The following is a 17939-nucleotide window of genomic DNA, read 5'->3' as shown; positions in this document are numbered from 1 at the left end:
ACCCTAGCGCTTCACGGGGAACAGGCCGGAGGGGCGGAAGAACAGCACGGCGGCCATGAAGATATAGATCAGCATCGGGGCGATGGCACGGCCGGTCTGGCTCGCGGCGGCGGGATCGAGAAAGAGGCGCAGCAGGTTCGGCGCGAAGCTGCGTCCGACCGTGTCCACGAGCCCGATCAGGAGGGCTGCGAGAAACGCGCCGCGAATCGACCCGATTCCGCCGATCACGATCACCACGAAGGCGAGGATCAGGATGTTGTCGCCCATGCCGGGTTCGACGGAGAGGATCGGCGCAACCATCGCGCCGGCAAATCCCGCCAGCATGGCGCCGAAGCCGAACACGATCATGAACAGCCTTTGGATGTTGACGCCGAGCGCCGACACCATGGAGGCGTTGCTGGCGCCCGCGCGCACCAGCATGCCGACGCGCGTGTGGTTGACGAGGACATAGAGCAGGGCGGCCACCACGAGCCCGGCCGCGATGATCGCGAGGCGATAGACGGGGTAGAGCAGGCCGCTCGCGATCTCCACCGAGCCCGAGAGGAGATCCGGCACGGGAACGCTCAGGGGAGCGGCACCCCAGACGAACTTGACGCCCTGGTTCAGGAACAGGATCACGCCGAACGTGGCGAGCACCTGATCCAAATGATCGCGGTCGTAGAGATGCCGGAAGACCAGCACTTCGAGCAGCAGGCCGAAGGCCAGCGCGGAGGGCAGGGCGAGCAGCAGCGCCCAGCCGAAGCTGCCGGTCCAGGCGCTGAACGCCGCCACCAGATAGGCGCCGACCATGTACTGCACGCCGTGCGCGAGGTTGATGAAGTCCATCACCCCGAACACCAGCGTGAGGCCGGCGGCGATCAGGAAAAGGATGAGGCCGAACTGAAGGCCGTTCAGAGCCTGGACGAAGAGGAGTGTTGCGTTCATCGGCACGTCACTGGCAGCAGGCCTGCTCGGGCGCCCTCATGTGAAAGCGCCATGATGATTGCTTGATAGAAAAGGATCGATCTGCCCAGTGCGAGCAGATCGATCGACTTATGCGTAGCGCCTCAGTTCGTGGCGGTGCATTCCTTGGCATAGGCGTCCGTGTAGTCGTCGAACACCTTCTCGACGATCTCCGTCTCCAGCTTGCCGTCGGCGCGCTTGGCCGCCTTCACGAGATAGAAGTCTTGAATGGGGAAGCCGTTGGCACCGAACTTGAAGTCACCGCGCAGCGACTTGAAGTCCGCCTTCTTGATGGCGGCGCGCAGGGCTTCCTTGTCGTCGGTCTTGCCGCCGGTCGCCTTGAGGGCGGAATCGATCAGCAGGGCCGCGTCGTAGGAATGCATGGCGTAGGAGGCCGGCACGGTGTTGTAGGCCGCCTCGTAGGCCGCGACGAACTTCTTGTTCGCCGGATTATCCATGTTCGGAGCCCAGTTCGAGCCGCTGAGCATGCCGATGGCGGCATCCTGCTGCGCGGGCAGGTTCGTCTCGTCGACCGTGAAGGCGGAGAGGAACGGAATGCGGTCGGCGAGGCCTGCGGCGCGGTACTGCTTGACCAGGTTCACGCCCATGCCGCCCGGCATGAAGGTGAAGATCGCGTCGGGCTGCATGGACGCGATCTTGGCAAGCTCGGACTGGAAGTCGAGCGTGTTGAGCGGAATGTATGATTCCTCGACGACCTCGCCCTTGTAGTGGCGCTTGAATCCGGCGAGCGCGTCCTTGCCGGCCTGGTAGTTCGGCGCCAGCAGATAGACCTTCTTGTAGCCGCGGTCCTGCGCGACCTTGCCGAGAACCTCGTGGTTCTGGTCGTTCTGGTAGGAGGTGGCGAAGAAGTACGGGTTGCAGCTCTTGCCGGCGAGGTTCGACGGGCCGGCATTCACGCTGATGTAGAAGGTCTTGGCGTCGACGATGGGCTTTTGGGTGGCGACGGCCACGTTGGAGAAGATCGGGCCGACGACGAAATCGACCTTGTCGCGCTCGAGAAGACCCTTCACCTTCGTCACCGCAACGTCGGGCTTAAGCTCGTCGTCGACGACGATAACTTCCACTTCCCGCCCGCCGAGCTTGCCGCCGAGATCTTTCACGGCGAGCTGAAAGCCGTCGCGGGCATGCTGGCCGAGGACGGCCGACGGGCCGGAGAGGGTCAGCAGCAGGCCGACCTTCAGCTTCTCCTGCGCCATGGCCGGGGCTGCGGCCAAGCCGACGGCCGCCGCAAGGCCAAGGGTTTTAAGCGTTACGTTCATCATGGTCTCCCGAGTGGTGTTCCCTGCGCACATTGGCTGTGCTGCGTGATTGTTTCCGACGGGACGTAGGACGCCCCGACGGACAGGTCGGCGATACTCTGCCGCAAAAATTTTCTGCCGAACACTCCCTTTGTCGGAGCTTTCTCCCCGGCATCCCCAGTCTTTGCCCAATCTTTGGGATTGCCAAGGATTATTTTAAGATTAAAATATTTTTTCGGTTCTTCAAGCGGATTATTACGCAGAGGAAGGCAGGCGAAATGACGAGCGCGTGACTGGCAATGGACGGGCAGCGATACGAAGTTCGCCAAGGTGCGGCGTCCGACGATCTGCTGCCGACCCGGCCAAGCCGACAGCGCTTCGTTCTCCTGACGCACAATAAAACAGAGGAGCGGACGATGGCGGACACGGCGCATGTGGATACCTTTGCGAGGGACAATCTTCCGTCTCGCGACCTATGGCCGACATTCCAGTTCACCCGTTCCGAACTTCACTATCCCGAGAGACTCAACTGTGCCGTAGCCTTCCTCGACCGGTGGGTCGATGAGGGGCGAGGCGATGAGCCCTGCATCATAAGCCCGACCGAAACCCTGAGCTATCGCGCCCTGCAGGAGCGCGTGAACCGCATCTGCAACGTGCTGGTTCACAGGCTGGGCTTCGTGCCGGGCAACCGCGTCCTGCTTCGCTCGGCCAACAATCCGATGATGGTGGCCACCTATCTGGCGGTCCTGAAGGCCGGCGGCGTCGTCGTCGCCACCATGCCGCTGCTGCGCGCCAAGGAGATCGCCTACCCGCTGAACAAGGCGCAGATCACCATTGCGTTGTGCGACCATCGCCTTGCGGACGAGATGGAGCGCGCCAGGGCGATGGCGCCCGGTCTGCAGCATGTGGTCTATTGGGGCTCGGGCAAGACCGACAGCCTCGAGGCGATGATCGCCGAGGCTTCGCCGGAATTCGAGGCGGTCGATACGGCCGCCGACGATGTCTGCCTCATCGGGTTCACGTCCGGCACGACGGGCGAGCCGAAGGGCACCATGCATTTCCACCGCGACATGCTGGCGATCTGCGACGGCTATGGGCGAAACGTCCTGCGGCCCGAGTCGAACGACCGCTTCATCGGTTCGCCGCCGCTCGCCTTCACCTTCGGTCTTGGCGGAATTGTGCTGTTTCCCATGCGCGTCGGCGCCTCGACCGTGCTGCTGGAGAAGGCCGGGCCCGACGATCTTCTGCCCGCCATCATGCAGTACAAGGCCACCATCTGTTTCACGGCGCCCACCGCCTACCGCGCGATGCTGTCGAAGCTCGAAGGCTACGACATCTCATCACTGCGCAAATGCGTCTCGGCCGGCGAGCCTCTGCCGAAAGGTACGTTCGAGGCCTGGAAGTCCGCGACGAAGATCAGGCTCATGGACGGCATCGGCGCCACCGAGATGCTGCATATCTTCATCGCCGCGACGGAGGACGAGATCCGTCCCGGCGCGACGGGAAAGCCCGTTCCGGGCTACGAGGCCAAGGTCGTCGACGACGAGGGCCGCGACCTCCCGCCCGGCAGCATCGGCCGTCTGGCCGTGCGCGGGCCGACGGGATGCCGCTATCTCGCGGACGAGCGGCAGCGCAAATACGTGCAGGACGGATGGAATATCACCGGAGACACCTACCTCATGGATGAGGACGGGTATTTCTGGTACCAGGCCCGCTCCGACGACATGATCATCTCGGCGGGCTACAACATCGCAGGACCCGAGGTCGAGGCCGCGCTCCTCACCCATCCGGCGGTCGCCGAATGCGGCGTGGTCGGAGCGCCCGACGACGGGCGCGGAACGGTGGTCAAGGCCTATGTGGTGCTCCGTTCCGGCCATGCTCCGGGACCGGAGCTGACGAAGGTGCTGCAGGATCACGTCAAGGCCGAGATCGCGCCCTACAAATATCCGCGCCTCATCGAATTCGTGGAGGTCCTTCCGCGCACCCAGACCGGGAAGCTGCAGCGCTTCGAGCTGCGGCGGATTGCCCAGGACGTCGAGGGCCACCAGGAGGCGATGAGCGCGTGACGCTCTTCCGGCTTGTGCTGAAATTATTTTAAGCTTAAAACAATATGTGCAGTTTGTCGGGTGGGAATCTCATGAAGACAGCGATCATCGGCGGCGGCCCGGCGGGGCTTTATTTCGCGATCCTGCTGAAGAAGCTTCGGCCGGAATCCGACATCACGGTCTATGAGCGCAACCGCGCCGATGAGACGTTCGGCTTCGGCGTCGTGTTCTCCGATGCGACGCTCGACAATTTCGAGAAATACGACCCGCCGAGCTATCAGCGGATCGTGCGGGAATTCGCCTATTGGGACGACATCGCCATCCACTTCCGCGGCACCGAGCACCGGATCGGCGGCAATGGTTTCTGCGGCTGCTCGCGCCGCACGCTGCTCCTGATCCTGCAGGACCGCGCGGAGGAGCTCGGCGTCAGGCTGCGCTACGAAGTGGACGTGGATGACGAGAGCCTGTTTAACGATGCGGATCTCGTGGTCGTGGCGGACGGCATCAACAGCCGCTTCCGGGAACGCTATGCGGATCACTTCCAGCCGGAGGTGGATCTGCGCCCCAACAAGTTCACCTGGATGGGCTCCACCAAGCCGCTGGACGCCTTCACGTTCATCTTCCAGGAGACCGAGTGGGGGCCGTTCATCGCCCACGCCTATCAGTATGAAGCGAACCGCTCGACCTGGGTGTTCGAGACCGATCCCGAGACGTTCGAGCGGGCAGGGTTGAAGGACAAGAGCGAGGCCGAGTCGGCGGCGCTCATGGAGAAGATCTTCGGCTGGTTCCTCGGCGGGCACCGCGTTCTCACCAACCGCTCGATCTGGCGCAATTTCCCGATGATCCGCAACAAGCGTTGGGTCATGGGCAACAAGGTGCTGCTCGGCGACGCCAAGGCGTCGGCGCATTTCTCCATCGGGTCCGGCACAAAGCTCGCGATGGAGGATGCCATCGCGCTCTATGAATCCCTCCGTCGCGATCCGAGCGTCGAGGGTGCGCTGTCGCTCTACGAGACCGGACGGCGCGAGGAGGTCGAGAAGACCCAGCACGCCGCCGACGTGTCCCTCGTCTGGTTCGAGCATGTGGCGCGCTTCTGGGATTTCGACCCGGTGCAGTTCGCCTTCGGCGTCATGACCCGCGCCAAGGCGATCACCTACGACAACCTGCGCCTGCGCGCGCCCGATTTCGTGGCCGATGTCGACCGGACCTTCGCACGACAGGTGCGAAAGCAGGGCTTCGACGTATCGGTCGAGAGCCCGAGCGCGCCCATGTTCCAGCCCTTACGCCTGCGGGACATGACGATCGCGAACCGCGTCGTCGTTTCGCCGATGGACATGTATTCGGCCAAGGACGGCGTGCCGGGCGATTTCCATCTCGTGCATTACGGCGCGCGCGCCATGGGCGGCGCGGGGCTCGTCTTCACGGAGATGACCTGCGTGTCGCCGGAAGCGCGCATCACGCCCGGTTGCACGGGCCTGTGGAACGACGAGCAGGAAGCGGCCTGGAAGCGGATCGTCGATTACATCCATGCCAATTCGGCCGCGAAGTTCTGCCTGCAGCTCGGGCATTCCGGGCGCAAGGGCGCGACCAAGCTCATGTGGGAGGGCATGGACCGGCCTCTGGACGAAGGTGCGTGGGACATCTGCTCCGCATCTTCCATTCCCTACTTTCCCGACAGCCAGGTGCCGCGCGAAGCGACGCGCGCCGACATGGATCTCATCAAGGCGCAGTTCGTCGAGGCTGCGCGACGTGGCGAGCGGGCCGGGTTCGACATGCTCGAACTGCATTGTGCCCACGGCTATCTGATGGCGAGCTTCCTGTCGCCGCTCACGAACCGCCGCACGGATGAATATGGCGGCTCCCTGGAGAACCGCCTGCGGTTCCCGCTCGAAGTGTTCGACGCCATGCGCGAGGTCTGGCCCGCGCACAAGCCCATGTCGGTGCGCATCTCCGCGACGGACTGGGCGGAGGGCGGGATCACGGGCGACGATGCAGTGGAAATCGCCAGGGCTTTCTCCGAGCATGGTGTCGATCTCGTCGACGTCTCGACCGGCCAGACCGTGCGCGAGGCGCGGCCGATCTATGGGCGGATGTTCCAGACGCCGTTCTCCGATCAGGTGCGCAACGAAGCGCAGGTTGCCACCATGTGCGTCGGCAACATCACGGCGGCCGATCAGGTGAACACGATCCTGGCGGCGGGCCGCGCGGATCTCGTGGCGCTCGGCCGGCCGCATCTCGTCGACCCGTTCTTCACCATGAAGGCGGCGGCGTGGTATGGCGCGAAGGACATCCATTGCCCGCCGCAATATCTCGCCGGCAAGGACCAGATCTTCCGCAACTCGGTACGCGACCGGCAGGACATGGAAGAGCTGAAGGTCAAGGCAAAGCCCAAGACCCGGGCGGAGTTGAAGATGGAGGCCGGCGAGAAGCCTCTCGCGGCGGAATGATATGACCCTGACAACTCTTAAAGGACGGCACGCCCTGGTGACCGGCGGCGGTCGCGGGATCGGCCGCGCCATCGCGGCGTCGCTCGTGAAGGCAGGCGCCACTGTCACCATTGTTGGGCGCTCTCCCGCATCGCTCGAACAGGTGATCGTGGAGGGTGAGGCCCATGCCGCCGCTATTGCCGATGTTACCGATGCGCCCGCCGTGCAGCGCGCAGTGCGAGAGTCGGTCGGGCGCTATGGCCCTGTCGACCTGATGATCGCCAATGCCGGTGCGGCTTCCTCCGCGCCGTTCATGAAATCGGGACCCGAGGTCTTCCGGCAGATGCTGGACGTGAATCTGCTCGGCGTCACCAACATGGCACAGGCGGTGCTGGGCTCGATGACGGAGCGCGGTTTCGGACGCATCGTCGCGGTGGCATCGACCGCGGGGCTCAAGGGCTATCCCTATGTGAGCGCCTATTGCGCGGCCAAGCACGCGGTCATCGGCCTCATCCGTGCGCTTGCGCTCGAGAAGGCGAAGACCGGCGTGACAATCAACGCGGTCTGTCCCGGTTTCACCGATACCGATCTCGTCACCGAAAGTCTTGATCGCATCATGGCGAAGACCAACAGAACCCGCGACGAGGCGCTCGGCGAACTCGTGAAGCACAACCCGCAGGGACGGTTGATCGATCCTTCTGAGATCGCCGATGCCGTGCTCTGGCTGTGCGGTGAGGGAGCGCGCTCCGTGACAGGACAGGCCATCGTGGTGGCCGGTGGAGAAATCTGACGATGGACGATCAAGCCATTCCCCTCGACGCCGAGACTAAGGCGGTCGAGATGCCCGAGGATCACCGGGAGGAGCTGCGCCTGTGGCTGCGGCTTCTCACCTGCTCGACGCTGATCGAAGGCGAGGTGCGCCGCCGCCTGCGCGAGCGCTTCGACGTGACGCTTCCGCGCTTCGACCTGATGGCCCAGCTCGACAAGGCGCCGGACGGCATGATGCTGTCCGATTTGTCAAAGCGAATGATGGTGTCGAACGGCAATCTCACGGGCCTCGTCGACCGGCTCGTCACGTCGGGCCATGTGGTGCGAACCGTGTCGCCCACGGACCGGCGCGCCATGGTGATCAGCCTGACGCCAGAAGGCCGCGCCGAATTCAGGACGATGGCGGGCGAGCACGAGCATTGGATCGCCGATCTTTTCGGCGATCTCACCGCAAAGGATCGCAACGAGCTCATGCGGCTTCTCGCCAAGACGAAGCTGTCCGCCCGCCGGGCCATCATGGGAGACGACCAGTGAGTCAGTTCGCCAATTCCGTCACTCTGCCGCTATCAGGTTACGAGCCGCGTCATTTCCTGCTCTCGGTGGACGGACCGGTTGCGACGGTCACGCTCAATCGGCCGGAGAAGAAGAACCCGCTCACCTTCGAAAGCTACCGCGAGCTGACGGATTTCTTCCATGCCTGCGCCAAGGATGATGTCGTCAAGGCTGTCGTCATCACGGGGGCGGGCGGCAACTTCTCGTCCGGCGGCGACGTGTTCGAGATCATCGGCCCGCTTGTCGCGATGGACACCAAGGGCCTCACGGCCTTCACGCGCATGACGGGCGAGCTGGTCAAAGCCATGCGCGCCGCGCCGCAGCCCATCGTGGCCGCTGTCGAGGGCATCTGTGCGGGCGCCGGTGCCATCGTGGCCATGGCGTCGGACCTGCGGCTCGCGGCGCCGGGCGCCAAGGTGGCGTTCCTGTTCAACAAGGTCGGCCTCGCCGGCTGCGACATGGGCGCCTGCGCCATCCTTCCGCGCATCATCGGCCAGGGCCGTGCCTCGGAACTGCTCTACACGGGCCGCTTCATGAGCGCCGAGGAGGGCGAGCGCTGGGGTTTCTTCAGCCGTCTCGTCGAAGCCGGCGAACTGCTCGCCGAGGCCGGCAAGCTCGCCCGCGCCATCGGCACCGGGCCGACCTATGCCAACACCATGACCAAGCGCATGCTCGCCATGGAATGGGCCATGTCGGTGGAAGAGGCCATCGAGGCGGAAGCGGTCGCGCAGGCCCTGTGCATGACCACGGAGGATTTCGCCCGCGCCTATCGGGCCTTCGCGGCGAAAGAGAAGCCTGTGTTCAAGGGAGATTGACGTGATCGACGCGAGCTTTCTCTCCTGGCCGTTCTTCGAAGGCCGCCACCGGCGGTTCGCCGGCGACCTGGACGCCTGGGCGAGCCGGGAGGTCGAGCCGCTCGTCGATCACCACGACGTGGACGCCTCCTGCCGTCGTCTTGTACGGCGCCTGGGCGAGGGTGGCTGGCTGAAGGCGGTGGTGCCGCAGGCCTATGGCGGCCTCACCCCGTCCTTCGATGTCCGCACCCTGTGCCTCGCACGGGAAACCCTTGCCGCTCATGAAGGCCTGGCGGATTTCGCTTTCGCCATGCAGGGCCTCGGTACGGGGCCGATCACCCTGTTCGGTTCGGAGGCACTGAAAACACAATACCTGCCGCCGGTCGCGCGAGGGGATGCCATCGCGGCATTCGCCCTTTCCGAGCCGGAGGCGGGCTCAGATGTGGCGGCCATGAGCACGACGGCGACGCCCGACGGTCCTGACCATGTGCGGCTCGACGGCGTGAAGACCTGGATCTCCAACGGCGGCATCGCGGACCATTATGTGGTCTTCGCCCGCTCGGGCGAAGCCCCGGGCGCGAAGGGCCTGTCCGCCTATGTGGTCGATGCGCAGACGCCCGGCTTGAGCATCGAGAACCGCATCGACGTCATCGCGCCGCATCCGCTCGCGACGCTGCGCTTCGAAGGCTGCCGGGTGCCGCTGACGAACCGGATCGGCGGGCCGGGCGAGGGGTTCAAGGTTGCCATGGCGACGCTCGACGTGTTCCGCTCGACGGTGGGAGCGGCGGCGCTCGGTTTGGCGCGCCGAGCTTTGTCAGAGGCGCTGCAGCACGCGTCTTCGCGCAAGCTCTTCGGCGCGCCTCTCGGCGACCTGCAGATGACGCAGGCCGCGCTCGCCGACATGGCGACGGGCGTGGACAGCGCCGCGCTTCTCGTCTATCGCGCCGCCTGGACCAAGGACCAGGGAGCCCCGCGCGTGACGCGCGAGGCCGCCATGGCGAAGATGCACGCGACGGAAACCGCCCAGAGCGTTATCGACAAGGCCGTGCAGATCTTCGGCGGCCTTGGCGTCACCCGAGGCGTGAAGGTCGAAGAGCTCTATCGGGAAATCCGCGCCTTGCGCATTTACGAGGGCGCCACCGAAGTCCAGAAAATCGTGATCGCGCGCGAGCTCCTGAAGATGCTGGAGGCGCAGCGCGTCCGGGATCTCGGCACAGCGTCCGATCGATAAGGGAGGAAGAACGATGACAGCCGCACTGGAAGGCACTCCCCGGCCTGACGTCGACGATGGGCCCGAGGTTTTGAACCCAAAGCGTTGGCGGGCGCCGAAAGGCTATTCCAACGGCATGATGGGCGAGGGCAGGGTTCTGGTGACGGGCGGTGTCGTCGGCTGGGACGAGAAGGAAGTGTTCGCCGATGGCTTCGTCGCGCAGGCCCGCCAGATCTTCGAGAATATCCGGGCCATTCTGGCCGAGGGAGGTGCCGAGCCCCGGCATCTCGTGCGTCTGACCTGGTACGTGGTCGATATCGACGAATACCTCGCCCACCTCCGTGAGCTCGGCCGCGCCTATCGGGACGTGTTCGGCGCGCATTATCCCGCCATGGCGCTCGTCCAAGTCGTGCGGCTCGTGGAGAAGGCCGCGCGGATCGAAGTCGAGGCTACGGCCATCGTTCCGAGCAAGCGTTAGCGCATCGTGCCGCGTGAGGATTTAGAGCAGGCTCATAAACCTCCCACCTCATCCTGAGGAGCAGCGGAGCTGCGTCTCGAAGGAGGTTCCAGTGCGTTCTGGAGACGCCCTCGTCCTTCGAGACGCCGCCTCTGGCGGCCCTCAGGATGAGGTGATAGTTTGTGGAAAGCGATATCATCGGCACGAGGCCGGTGATGACGAGCCATGACTTTGGAGCCGGATGAGGCATTTCGGCTGTGTTGCAGGAATGCCCGCTTCCTCGACAACGTTGCGGATGCCTATAAAAGCGCCTGTTTTGCGCTAGTATTACATTGCTGGTTTGCGGTGAATGGCGCCTTGAATCAGGTTCATCCGCAGGCCTTCTATGCTGCACTCCAAAACCGACAGGTTCGCCGCTCAGTCGTCGAGCGAGTTCGCCGACGATGCCGAGATGTTCGAGCTGGCCCCCGTATCCCTCTGGCTCGAGGATTACAGCGGGCTCAAGGAGCTGTTCTCGCAATGGCGTCAGGCCGGCGTGACGTCGCTGCGGGATTATCTCCTGGAGGACACGACGCGGGTGGAGGCCTGTTCGAGCCTGATCCGCGTCATCAAGGTCAACCGCAAGACCCTCAGCCTGTTCGAGGCCGAGGACCTGTCGCAGCTGGTGAACAATCTCGGCCGGATCTTCCGCAATGACATGCTGAAGACCCATGTCGACGAGCTTGTGCAGCTTTGGGACGGTCACACGCAATTCTTCAGCAATACCGTGAACTACACCCTGTCGGGCAAGCGGCTCGACATCCAGCTCAAAGGCAGCGTGCTGCCGGGCCATGATGACCGCTGGGATCGCGTTCTGATCGCCATCGAAGACGTGACCGAGCGCGAGACGGCGCGCCGTCAGCTTGCCGCCAGCGAGACCTACGCCCGGGGCCTGTTCGAGCATTCGCCCGTATCCTTGTGGGTGGAGGATTTCAGCAGCGTCAAGCATCTCCTCGACGACGTGCGCCGGCAGGGGGTCATCGATTTTCGCGTGTTCACCGATGTGCATCCGGAATTTATCACGCGCTGCATGAGCGAGATCCGCGTGATCGACGTCAACCGACACACGCTCGAGCTCTTCGCGGCGCCCGACAAGCAGACCTTGCTGATGCGCCTCGGCGACGTGTTCCGCGACGAAATGCGGGAGCATTTCCGGGAGCAGCTGATCGACCTCTGGAACGGCAAGATTTTCCAGCAGCGCGAAGTCGTCAACTACTCCCTGTCCGGCGACGAGCTGCATCTTCACCTGCAGTTCTCCGTGCTGCCGGGCTACGAGAAGGATTGGTCGCTGGTCCAAGTGGCGCTGACCGACATCACGGCCCGCAAGCGCGCCGAGGCCTACCTGGAATATCTCGGCAAGCACGATGTTCTGACCAAGCTCTACAACCGCTCCTTCTATGTGGACGAGCTCAATCGCCTGGAGCGCAAGGGACCGTTCCCGGTATCCGTCGTCATCATCGACCTCAACGGTCTGAAGGCGGCGAACGACCAGCTCGGCCACGCGGCGGGCGACGCGCTGCTGCGCCGCGCCGGCGAGGTGCTGAGCAAGGCCGTCGATAAGCCGTCCTATGCCGCGCGCATCGGCGGCGACGAGTTCGCTCTCCTGATGCCCGGCACCGACGACCGGGATGCCAGGGTCGTGATGGACGGCATCGAGAACCTGCTCGAAGTGAACAACCAGTTCTATACCGGCCTGGCTCTCCGTTTCGCCATGGGGGCCGCCACGAGCCAGCCAGGCGAGAGGCTGGAGGCCGTCGTGAAGCGCGCCGACCTCCTGATGTACGAGGCCAAGCGCGCCTATTACGCGGCGGCTGAGGGGTAACGCGACATTGTCATCCCTGGCGCACGAAGTGCGTCAAGGGGATCCGTCGCGGATTGCTTGATCAGGAATCCCCTACTCATCCGCTGACGCTCCAGCCAGGAATGACGCCCACGACGTCATGGCCGGGCTTGTCCCGGCCATCCCGATACGGTGAAGCGCCGCGCTCAACGGAACCGAGATCACCGGCACGAGGCCGGTGATGACGAGCGGAGATAACAGATCCTCACAACCCGATCTCGACGATCTCCGCCGTCGTCTGACCAACCGGCACCACGTCGCCGATTTCCTTGCCCATGAGGGCCTGCGCGAGCGGGGATACGTAGGACAGGCTTCCCTTGGCGGGATCGGCCTCGTCTTCGCCGACGATTCGATAAGTCTGGCGCCGGCCGTCCTCGCGCTCGAAGGTGACGCGGGCGCCGAAGCGGACATGAGCGGCGTCCGTGGGAGGCGGCACCACCTCAGAGGAGGCCCGGCGGGCGGACCAGTAGCGCAGATCGCGGTTGAGACGTGCCACTTCGGCTTTGTCGTCGGCGGCCTGCGCCGCGTCAAGGCGCCTGTGCAAGGCTTCGATTTCCGCCTCCATCTGGGCCAGCCCCGTGGGCGTCACGAGATGGTGCGGACTGATCATCCGGTCGGGAAGGTCCTCGAAGGCTTCTCCACCCTCGGTCTCACGAACAAAGGCACGGCTCATTACGTCTCCTCCGCTCTTTAAAAGGGGAAACGGTTCGAGGCTCGCTAAGGTTTCCGGAACTAACCTTTATTGCTTGGCTTGGACCGGGTTTGCCGCAGGCGTCCGACGATGCCGCCCGGGAAGGCATAGACGCTGACGATGAACAGCGCGCCGAGCCACAGGAGCCACCGGTCCGGGTGGATCAGGTTGGGCAGGAGCGGGATCCCCGCCACAGCGGCGCTCCCTATGCCCATCAGTACCTGCAGGTAACTCTGTGCCAGGACGAAGAGCGTCGCCCCGATGATGGCGCCGTACATGGTGCCCATGCCGCCTATGACGACCATGAGCAGGATGTCGATCATGATCGAGAAGGACAGGGTGGTGTCGGGGCCGTTATAGCGCAGCCATAAGGCCATGAGGGCGCCGGCGATCGTGGCGGCGAGCGCCGAGATGACCGAGGCCGCCGTCCGATAGGCCACGACCCGGTAGCCGAGCGCCTCGGCGCGAAACTCGTTCTCGCGGATCGCCTGCAGCACGCGCCCGAAGGGCGAGTTCACGATGCGCAGGAGAACGAGGAAAACGACCAGGGAGACGAAGAACACGAGGTAATAGGCGAGCAGCCGCCCGTTGACCGCGGTGCCGAATAGGGGCTCCGACAGGAGCCGGAAAGCTGGTCGTAGCGCCTGCGGCAGCTGGAACGACAACCCGTCCTCGCCGCCGGTCACCTCGGAAAGCTGCGAGGCGAGAACGGCCGCAGCCGACGCAACCGCCAGTGTGATCATCGAGAAGAAGATGGCGCGCACCCGCAGCGACAGGAGGCCGATGGCGACGGCGAGCAGCGCCGACAGGGCGAGCGCCGCCACGAGACCGATGGCAGCCGAGCCCCAGGTCGGACCCAGGCGTTCCAGCGCAATGGCGATGCCGTAGCCGCCGATGCCAAAGAACATGGTGTGGGCGAAGGACACGATGCCCGAATAGCCGAGCAGCAGGTCGTAGCTCGCGACCAGCACGACGAAGACGCAGATCTTCGCCGCCGTGCCGACCGGCTGGCTGCCGGAGAACAGGAACGGCGTCGCGGCGAGCAGCAGCAGGATGGCGATCAGGATGGCGCTCAGCACACGCGAACGCGGCATGTCGGAGGAGAGGATCGCGCTCAAGAGGCCGCCGCGCCGGCGTGTCTCGTCGAAGGGAAGGGCGAGGGCAGAGGTGGAAGATGTGCTCATCGGCGGGCCACCGGAAACAGGCCCTGCGGACGCCAGATCAGCACGAGGGCCATGACGAGGATGTTGGAGATCAGGGCAAGCTTGGGCTCGATGAAACCGACGTAATTGGCGACGAGCGCCACGAGGATCGAGCCGACGAAGCAGCCGCCGACGGAGCCGAGGCCGCCGATGATGATGACGATGAAGACCAGCACCATCACCTCCATGCCCATGCCGGCGGTGAGCGTCTGGCGGTAGAACGCCCACATGACGCCGCCGAGACCGGCGAGCGCCGAACCGGCGACGAACACGCTCACGAAGAGGCGGCGGATGCGGTAGCCCAGCGCCTCGACCATCTCGGGGTTCTCGACGCCCGCCCGGATCAGCAGGCCGATGCGGGTGCGGTTGAGGAGGAGCTGCATCCCCATGAAGACCACGAGGCCGATGGCGACGGCGACGACCCGGTAGCGCTCCATGACGATGTCGCCGAGCACGAAGGCGCCGCGCAGGGATTGCGGCAGCGGAATCGGGATGGGCGAGGCGCCCCAGATGGCGTGGATCAGCTGCTCGGTCACGATCAGCCCGCCCATGGTGACGAGGATCTGCTTCAGGTGGCTGCCATAGACCGGGCGCACGATGACGCGTTCGAAGACGGCGCCGGCGGCGCCCGTCACGGCCATGGCGGCGAGGATGCACAGGAGCAGCAGGGCGAGGTTCAACCCGATGGAATCCGCCGTCGCCCAGCCGGCGAGCGGCCCGAGCACAAGGAGCGTCGCGTAGGCGCCGAGCGAGATGAACACGCCATGGCCGAAATTGATGATGTCCATCAGGCCGAAGACCAGGGTCAGCCCCGAGGCCATGAGGAAGATCATCATGCCCATGGCCAGCCCCGCCACGGTGAGCGTCACCCAGGTCGAAGGGCTGCCGACGAAGGGCAGGGCGAGCAGCGCGAGCGCCGGAACCAGCAGGAGCGGAAGCCAATCGGTCTTGGCGCGCGGCAGCTCGGCCGGGGCGGAGGCGTCCGTGGTCAGGTCGCTCATTGATGCGCATCCAGGGAAAGGCCGAGCAGACGCTGCTGCAGGGCCGTGTCGGCGACGAGGTCGCGCATGGCGCCGGAATGCACGATGCGCCCGTCATCCATGACGACCACGTTGTCGCCGAGCGCCGAGGCGGCGTAAAAGTTCTGCTCCACCAGCAGGATCGTCTCGCCCGAGGCCTTGAGGGCCTTGAAGGCCTCGATCATGGAGCGCACCATCACGGGCGCGAGGCCCTTGGTCGGCTCGTCGATGAGGAGCAGGCGGCGCGGCTCCGCAATGGCGCGGGCAATGGCGAGCATCTGCTTCTGCCCGCCGGAGAGATTGCCCGCCGGCAGGTTCCAGAACCGCTTGAGGGCGGGGAAAAGGCCGAGGATCCAGTCGAGCCGGGTCTTGTCGACAGGCCCGGAACGGGCGGCGAGCACGATGTTCTCGCGCACGGTCAGGTCGGTGAAGATGCCCATGGATTCCGGCACATAGGCGATGCCCGAGCGCGCGATGTCCGGCGTGGCGCTCGCCGTGATGTCGCGCCCGTCGAACCGGATGCGGCCGGATGATGCCTGCCACAGGCCCATGATCGTGCGCAGGGTCGTGGTCTTGCCCGCGCCGTTGCGGCCGAGAAGCATGGTCAGCTCGCCGGCAGGCACCGCGAAGTCCACCCCGTGCAGGATGTGATAGGGGCCGATATGCGTATGCACGCCGCTCAACTGGAGGAGGGGCTCAGGCACGGGTGACCTCCACGCCGAGATAGGCTTCCTGCACCACGGGCGAGGCGATGACCTCCGTGGGCTCGCCGTCTGCGACGAGCGTGCCGTTGTGCAGCACGATGATGCGGTCGGAGAGCGAGCGCACCACGTCCATCTTGTGCTCCACCAGAAGCACCGTGGCGTCGCCGCGCTGCTTGATGTCGTGAATGAGTTCGAGCACGGTCGGCACCTCGTCGACGCTCATGCCCGCGGTCGGCTCGTCGAACATGAAGACCTTGGGCTCCATGGCGATCAGCAGCGCCACTTCGAGCTTGCGTTGGTCGCCGTGGGAGAGCGCCTTCGGGGCGATGTGGCGCTTGTCCGCCAACCGCACCCTTTCCAGGATGCTTTCCGCCTTCTCGATCAGGTCGCGGCGTGAGTTCCACACCTTGAACAGGGACCAGCCCGCCTCGGCGCGGCTCTGCACGGCCAAGCGCACGTTCTCGAGGGCGGTCAGCTGCGGGAACAGGTTGGTAAGCTGGAACGCGCGTCCAAGACCGCGCTTCGCCCGTGCCGAGGTGGGAAGCGACGTGATGTCCTCGCCCTCGGCGAGCACCTGGCCCGACGTGGCGCGCAGCTGGCCCGAGATGAGATTGAAATAGGTCGTCTTGCCGGCGCCGTTCGGGCCGACGATGGCCGTGAGCGTGCCCGGCGTGAACCGGCACGACACGTCGTTGACGGCCACATGGCCGCCGAAGCGAATGGTAAGCCCGCGCGTTTCAAGCGCGGGCGTCGTTGTCTTCGACAGGATCACGGGGGTTCAGCGCTTGTTGCGAACCGGGATCGGCATCTTGTCGGCCGGGATGGTGGCCACGAGATCGAGCAGGTCGTTCGCGTCCTTGCCGTTGGCCTTGACCTTGAAGTGATACATCTCCTGCAGGGCCTGATGGTCTTCCTTGCGGAAGGTCATGGGTCCCTTCGGCGTCTCGAAGGTCATGCCTTCCATGGCCGTGATCAGCTTCTCGGTGTCGGTGCCGCCCGCCTTCTGGATGGCCGTGACGGCAGCAGAAGCCGCAGCGAAACCGCCCGCGGTGAAGAAGTCCGGCGGCGCGTTGTAGCGCTTCTGATGCTCGGCCACGAGCCAGTCGTTCATCTGATTCTTCGGGAATGCATAATAGTAATACACTGCGCCTTCCATGCCGGGATAGTTCTTGTAGATCTGCATGGCCGGCAGGATGTTGCCGCCGGGCGCGATCTCGATGCCGAAGCGCTCCGGCTTCAGGTCGGCGATCTTCGGCAGCGGGTGTTGGCCGGCCCAGATGATGTTGATGATCTTCTTGCCTGGCTTGTCCTTGAGCGCGTCGAAGATGCGCTGCGCGGAAGCCGTGAAGTCCGTGGCGTTCTGCGGCGCGTATTCTTCGAACACGACCTTGGCATTCGGGCGGATCTCGGCGAGCGCGTTCTTCAGGGCCGTAACGCCGTCCTTGCCGAAGGCGTAATCCTGCGCGAGCGTCGCGATGGACACCTCGCCGCTCGCCGGAACGGCGGCCGCGGCGCCGTAGGCGTCTTGCGTCGAGTTGCGCGCGGTGCGGAAGATGAAGCGGTTCCACTTCTCGCCTGTGATCGCGTCGGCCACGGCGGGCTCCACGATCAGCACCTTGCCGTTCTCTTCGGCCACCGGCAGCATGGCAAGCGCCGCTGCGGACGACGTGGTGCCGACGGCCAGATCGACCTTGTCGTCGTTGTAGGACTGTTCCAGCAGGGTCTTGGCGAGATCGGCCTTGAGCTGGTCGTCCTTCACGATCACGTTGATCTTGCGGCCATTGATGGCCATCGTGCCCTTCGTGAGATATTCCAGGCCCATCATGAAGCCGGCTTCGGTCTGCTTGGCGTAAGCTTCGAGCGGCCCGGTCTTGCCGGCGATCAGCGCGATCTTGATGTCTTGGGCGAAAGCCGCGGAGGCAAAGAGAATGCCTGCCGTAGCGGCAGTAATGGTAAGCTTCAGGCGCATCGGACTCCCCGTGTCTTTATTG

At 64.7% G+C, this 17939-nt stretch carries 17 protein-coding genes; 8 read left to right on the top strand and 9 right to left on the bottom strand.

What is annotated here, in order from left to right; translation table 11 throughout:
- Positions 1–3 precede the first annotated feature (3 nt).
- The 3 genes from AB4097_RS05220 to AB4097_RS05210 all read right to left on the bottom strand — a co-directional run bounded on the left by AB4097_RS05220 (position 4) and on the right by AB4097_RS05210 (position 2635).
- Complete coding sequence (locus AB4097_RS05220) at positions 4–924, bottom strand: branched-chain amino acid ABC transporter permease (protein ID WP_442037548.1); 921 nt, start codon at positions 922–924, stop codon at positions 4–6.
- Positions 925–1046: 122 nt separating this feature from the next.
- Positions 1047–2222: an ABC transporter substrate-binding protein gene (locus AB4097_RS05215; protein ID WP_442037547.1), complete on the bottom strand. Its 1176-nt coding sequence runs from the start codon at positions 2220–2222 to the stop codon at positions 1047–1049.
- Positions 2222–2635, bottom strand: coding sequence for a hypothetical protein (locus AB4097_RS05210; RefSeq protein ID WP_442037546.1), 414 nt, complete (start codon positions 2633–2635; stop codon positions 2222–2224). The genes AB4097_RS05215 and AB4097_RS05210 overlap by 1 nt, the downstream gene beginning before the upstream one ends.
- On the opposite strand from AB4097_RS05210, the gene AB4097_RS05205 reads away from it, so the two are divergent.
- From AB4097_RS05205 to AB4097_RS05170, 8 genes are all read left to right on the top strand, one after another.
- Positions 2618–4267, top strand: a complete 1650-nt coding sequence (locus tag AB4097_RS05205) for a benzoate-CoA ligase family protein (protein WP_442037545.1) — start codon at positions 2618–2620, stop codon at positions 4265–4267. The two genes, AB4097_RS05210 and AB4097_RS05205, sit on opposite strands and share 18 nt — an antisense overlap.
- A gap of 71 nt (positions 4268–4338) precedes the next feature.
- Positions 4339–6693, top strand: a complete 2355-nt coding sequence (locus AB4097_RS05200) for a bifunctional salicylyl-CoA 5-hydroxylase/oxidoreductase (protein WP_442037544.1) — start codon at positions 4339–4341, stop codon at positions 6691–6693.
- A 1-nt stretch (position 6694) separates the two neighbouring features.
- Positions 6695–7462, top strand: coding sequence for an SDR family NAD(P)-dependent oxidoreductase (locus tag AB4097_RS05195; RefSeq protein ID WP_442037543.1), 768 nt, complete (start codon positions 6695–6697; stop codon positions 7460–7462).
- A gap of 2 nt (positions 7463–7464) precedes the next feature.
- Positions 7465–7974: a MarR family winged helix-turn-helix transcriptional regulator gene (locus tag AB4097_RS05190; protein ID WP_442037542.1), complete on the top strand. Its 510-nt coding sequence runs from the start codon at positions 7465–7467 to the stop codon at positions 7972–7974.
- Complete coding sequence (locus tag AB4097_RS05185; protein WP_442037541.1) at positions 7971–8807, top strand: enoyl-CoA hydratase family protein; 837 nt, start codon at positions 7971–7973, stop codon at positions 8805–8807. Before AB4097_RS05190 ends, AB4097_RS05185 begins: the two co-directional genes overlap by 4 nt.
- 1 nt (position 8808) lies before the next feature.
- Positions 8809–10017 carry an acyl-CoA dehydrogenase family protein gene (locus AB4097_RS05180; protein ID WP_442037540.1) on the top strand — a complete coding sequence of 403 codons (1209 nt, stop codon included), beginning with the start codon at positions 8809–8811 and terminating at the stop codon, positions 10015–10017.
- Between the two features lie 13 nt (positions 10018–10030).
- Positions 10031–10474: a RidA family protein gene (locus tag AB4097_RS05175; protein ID WP_442037539.1), complete on the top strand. Its 444-nt coding sequence runs from the start codon at positions 10031–10033 to the stop codon at positions 10472–10474.
- A gap of 364 nt (positions 10475–10838) precedes the next feature.
- Complete coding sequence (locus AB4097_RS05170) at positions 10839–12314, top strand: diguanylate cyclase domain-containing protein (protein WP_442037538.1); 1476 nt, start codon at positions 10839–10841, stop codon at positions 12312–12314.
- Between the two features lie 223 nt (positions 12315–12537).
- On the opposite strand, the gene greA is transcribed toward AB4097_RS05170, so the two are convergent.
- From greA to AB4097_RS05140, 6 genes are all read right to left on the bottom strand, one after another.
- A complete protein-coding gene (greA, locus tag AB4097_RS05165; protein ID WP_442037537.1) occupies positions 12538–13005 on the bottom strand; it encodes a transcription elongation factor GreA in 468 nt (155 codons plus the stop codon).
- 59 nt (positions 13006–13064) lie between these two features.
- Entirely contained in the window at positions 13065–14117 is a 1053-nt protein-coding gene (locus AB4097_RS05160) for a branched-chain amino acid ABC transporter permease (RefSeq protein WP_442037695.1), read from the bottom strand.
- Positions 14118–14203: 86 nt separating this feature from the next.
- The gene (locus AB4097_RS05155) at positions 14204–15226 is read right to left on the bottom strand and encodes a branched-chain amino acid ABC transporter permease (RefSeq protein WP_442037536.1); all 1023 of its coding nucleotides are present in this window, start codon (positions 15224–15226) and stop codon (positions 14204–14206) included.
- Positions 15223–15948, bottom strand: a complete 726-nt coding sequence (locus tag AB4097_RS05150; protein ID WP_442037535.1) for an ABC transporter ATP-binding protein — start codon at positions 15946–15948, stop codon at positions 15223–15225. Before AB4097_RS05150 ends, AB4097_RS05155 begins: the two co-directional genes overlap by 4 nt.
- Positions 15941–16720 carry an ABC transporter ATP-binding protein gene (locus tag AB4097_RS05145; RefSeq protein ID WP_442037534.1) on the bottom strand — a complete coding sequence of 260 codons (780 nt, stop codon included), beginning with the start codon at positions 16718–16720 and terminating at the stop codon, positions 15941–15943. Before AB4097_RS05145 ends, AB4097_RS05150 begins: the two co-directional genes overlap by 8 nt.
- A 6-nt stretch (positions 16721–16726) precedes the next feature.
- Positions 16727–17917 carry a substrate-binding domain-containing protein gene (locus AB4097_RS05140; protein ID WP_442037533.1) on the bottom strand — a complete coding sequence of 397 codons (1191 nt, stop codon included), beginning with the start codon at positions 17915–17917 and terminating at the stop codon, positions 16727–16729.
- Positions 17918–17939: the final 22 nt, after the last annotated feature.

This window comes from Microvirga sp. 2MCAF35 (assembly GCF_052115545.1).
Lineage (GTDB): Bacteria > Pseudomonadota > Alphaproteobacteria > Rhizobiales > Beijerinckiaceae > Microvirga.
This window is presented reverse-complemented; position numbering and strand designations above follow the sequence as displayed.

Excerpts from the sequence above, each read along its gene's own strand:
- AB4097_RS05200 (WP_442037544.1), top strand. The coding sequence starts at position 4,339 with ATGAAGACAGCGATCATCGGCGGCGGCCCGGCGGGGCTTTATTTCGCG.
- AB4097_RS05210 (WP_442037546.1), bottom strand. The coding sequence starts at position 2,635 with ATGCGCCGTGTCCGCCATCGTCCGCTCCTCTGTTTTATTGTGCGTCAG.
- greA (WP_442037537.1), bottom strand. The coding sequence starts at position 13,005 with ATGAGCCGTGCCTTTGTTCGTGAGACCGAGGGTGGAGAAGCCTTCGAG.
- AB4097_RS05160 (WP_442037695.1), bottom strand. The coding sequence starts at position 14,117 with ATGCCGCGTTCGCGTGTGCTGAGCGCCATCCTGATCGCCATCCTGCTG.
- AB4097_RS05220 (WP_442037548.1), bottom strand. The coding sequence starts at position 924 with ATGAACGCAACACTCCTCTTCGTCCAGGCTCTGAACGGCCTTCAGTTC.
- AB4097_RS05155 (WP_442037536.1), bottom strand. The coding sequence starts at position 15,226 with ATGAGCGACCTGACCACGGACGCCTCCGCCCCGGCCGAGCTGCCGCGC.
- AB4097_RS05140 (WP_442037533.1), bottom strand. The coding sequence starts at position 17,917 with ATGCGCCTGAAGCTTACCATTACTGCCGCTACGGCAGGCATTCTCTTT.
- AB4097_RS05175 (WP_442037539.1), top strand. The coding sequence starts at position 10,031 with ATGACAGCCGCACTGGAAGGCACTCCCCGGCCTGACGTCGACGATGGG.
- AB4097_RS05195 (WP_442037543.1), top strand. The coding sequence starts at position 6,695 with ATGACCCTGACAACTCTTAAAGGACGGCACGCCCTGGTGACCGGCGGC.
- AB4097_RS05215 (WP_442037547.1), bottom strand. The coding sequence starts at position 2,222 with ATGAACGTAACGCTTAAAACCCTTGGCCTTGCGGCGGCCGTCGGCTTG.
- AB4097_RS05205 (WP_442037545.1), top strand. The coding sequence starts at position 2,618 with ATGGCGGACACGGCGCATGTGGATACCTTTGCGAGGGACAATCTTCCG.
- AB4097_RS05170 (WP_442037538.1), top strand. The coding sequence starts at position 10,839 with ATGCTGCACTCCAAAACCGACAGGTTCGCCGCTCAGTCGTCGAGCGAG.
- AB4097_RS05190 (WP_442037542.1), top strand. The coding sequence starts at position 7,465 with ATGGACGATCAAGCCATTCCCCTCGACGCCGAGACTAAGGCGGTCGAG.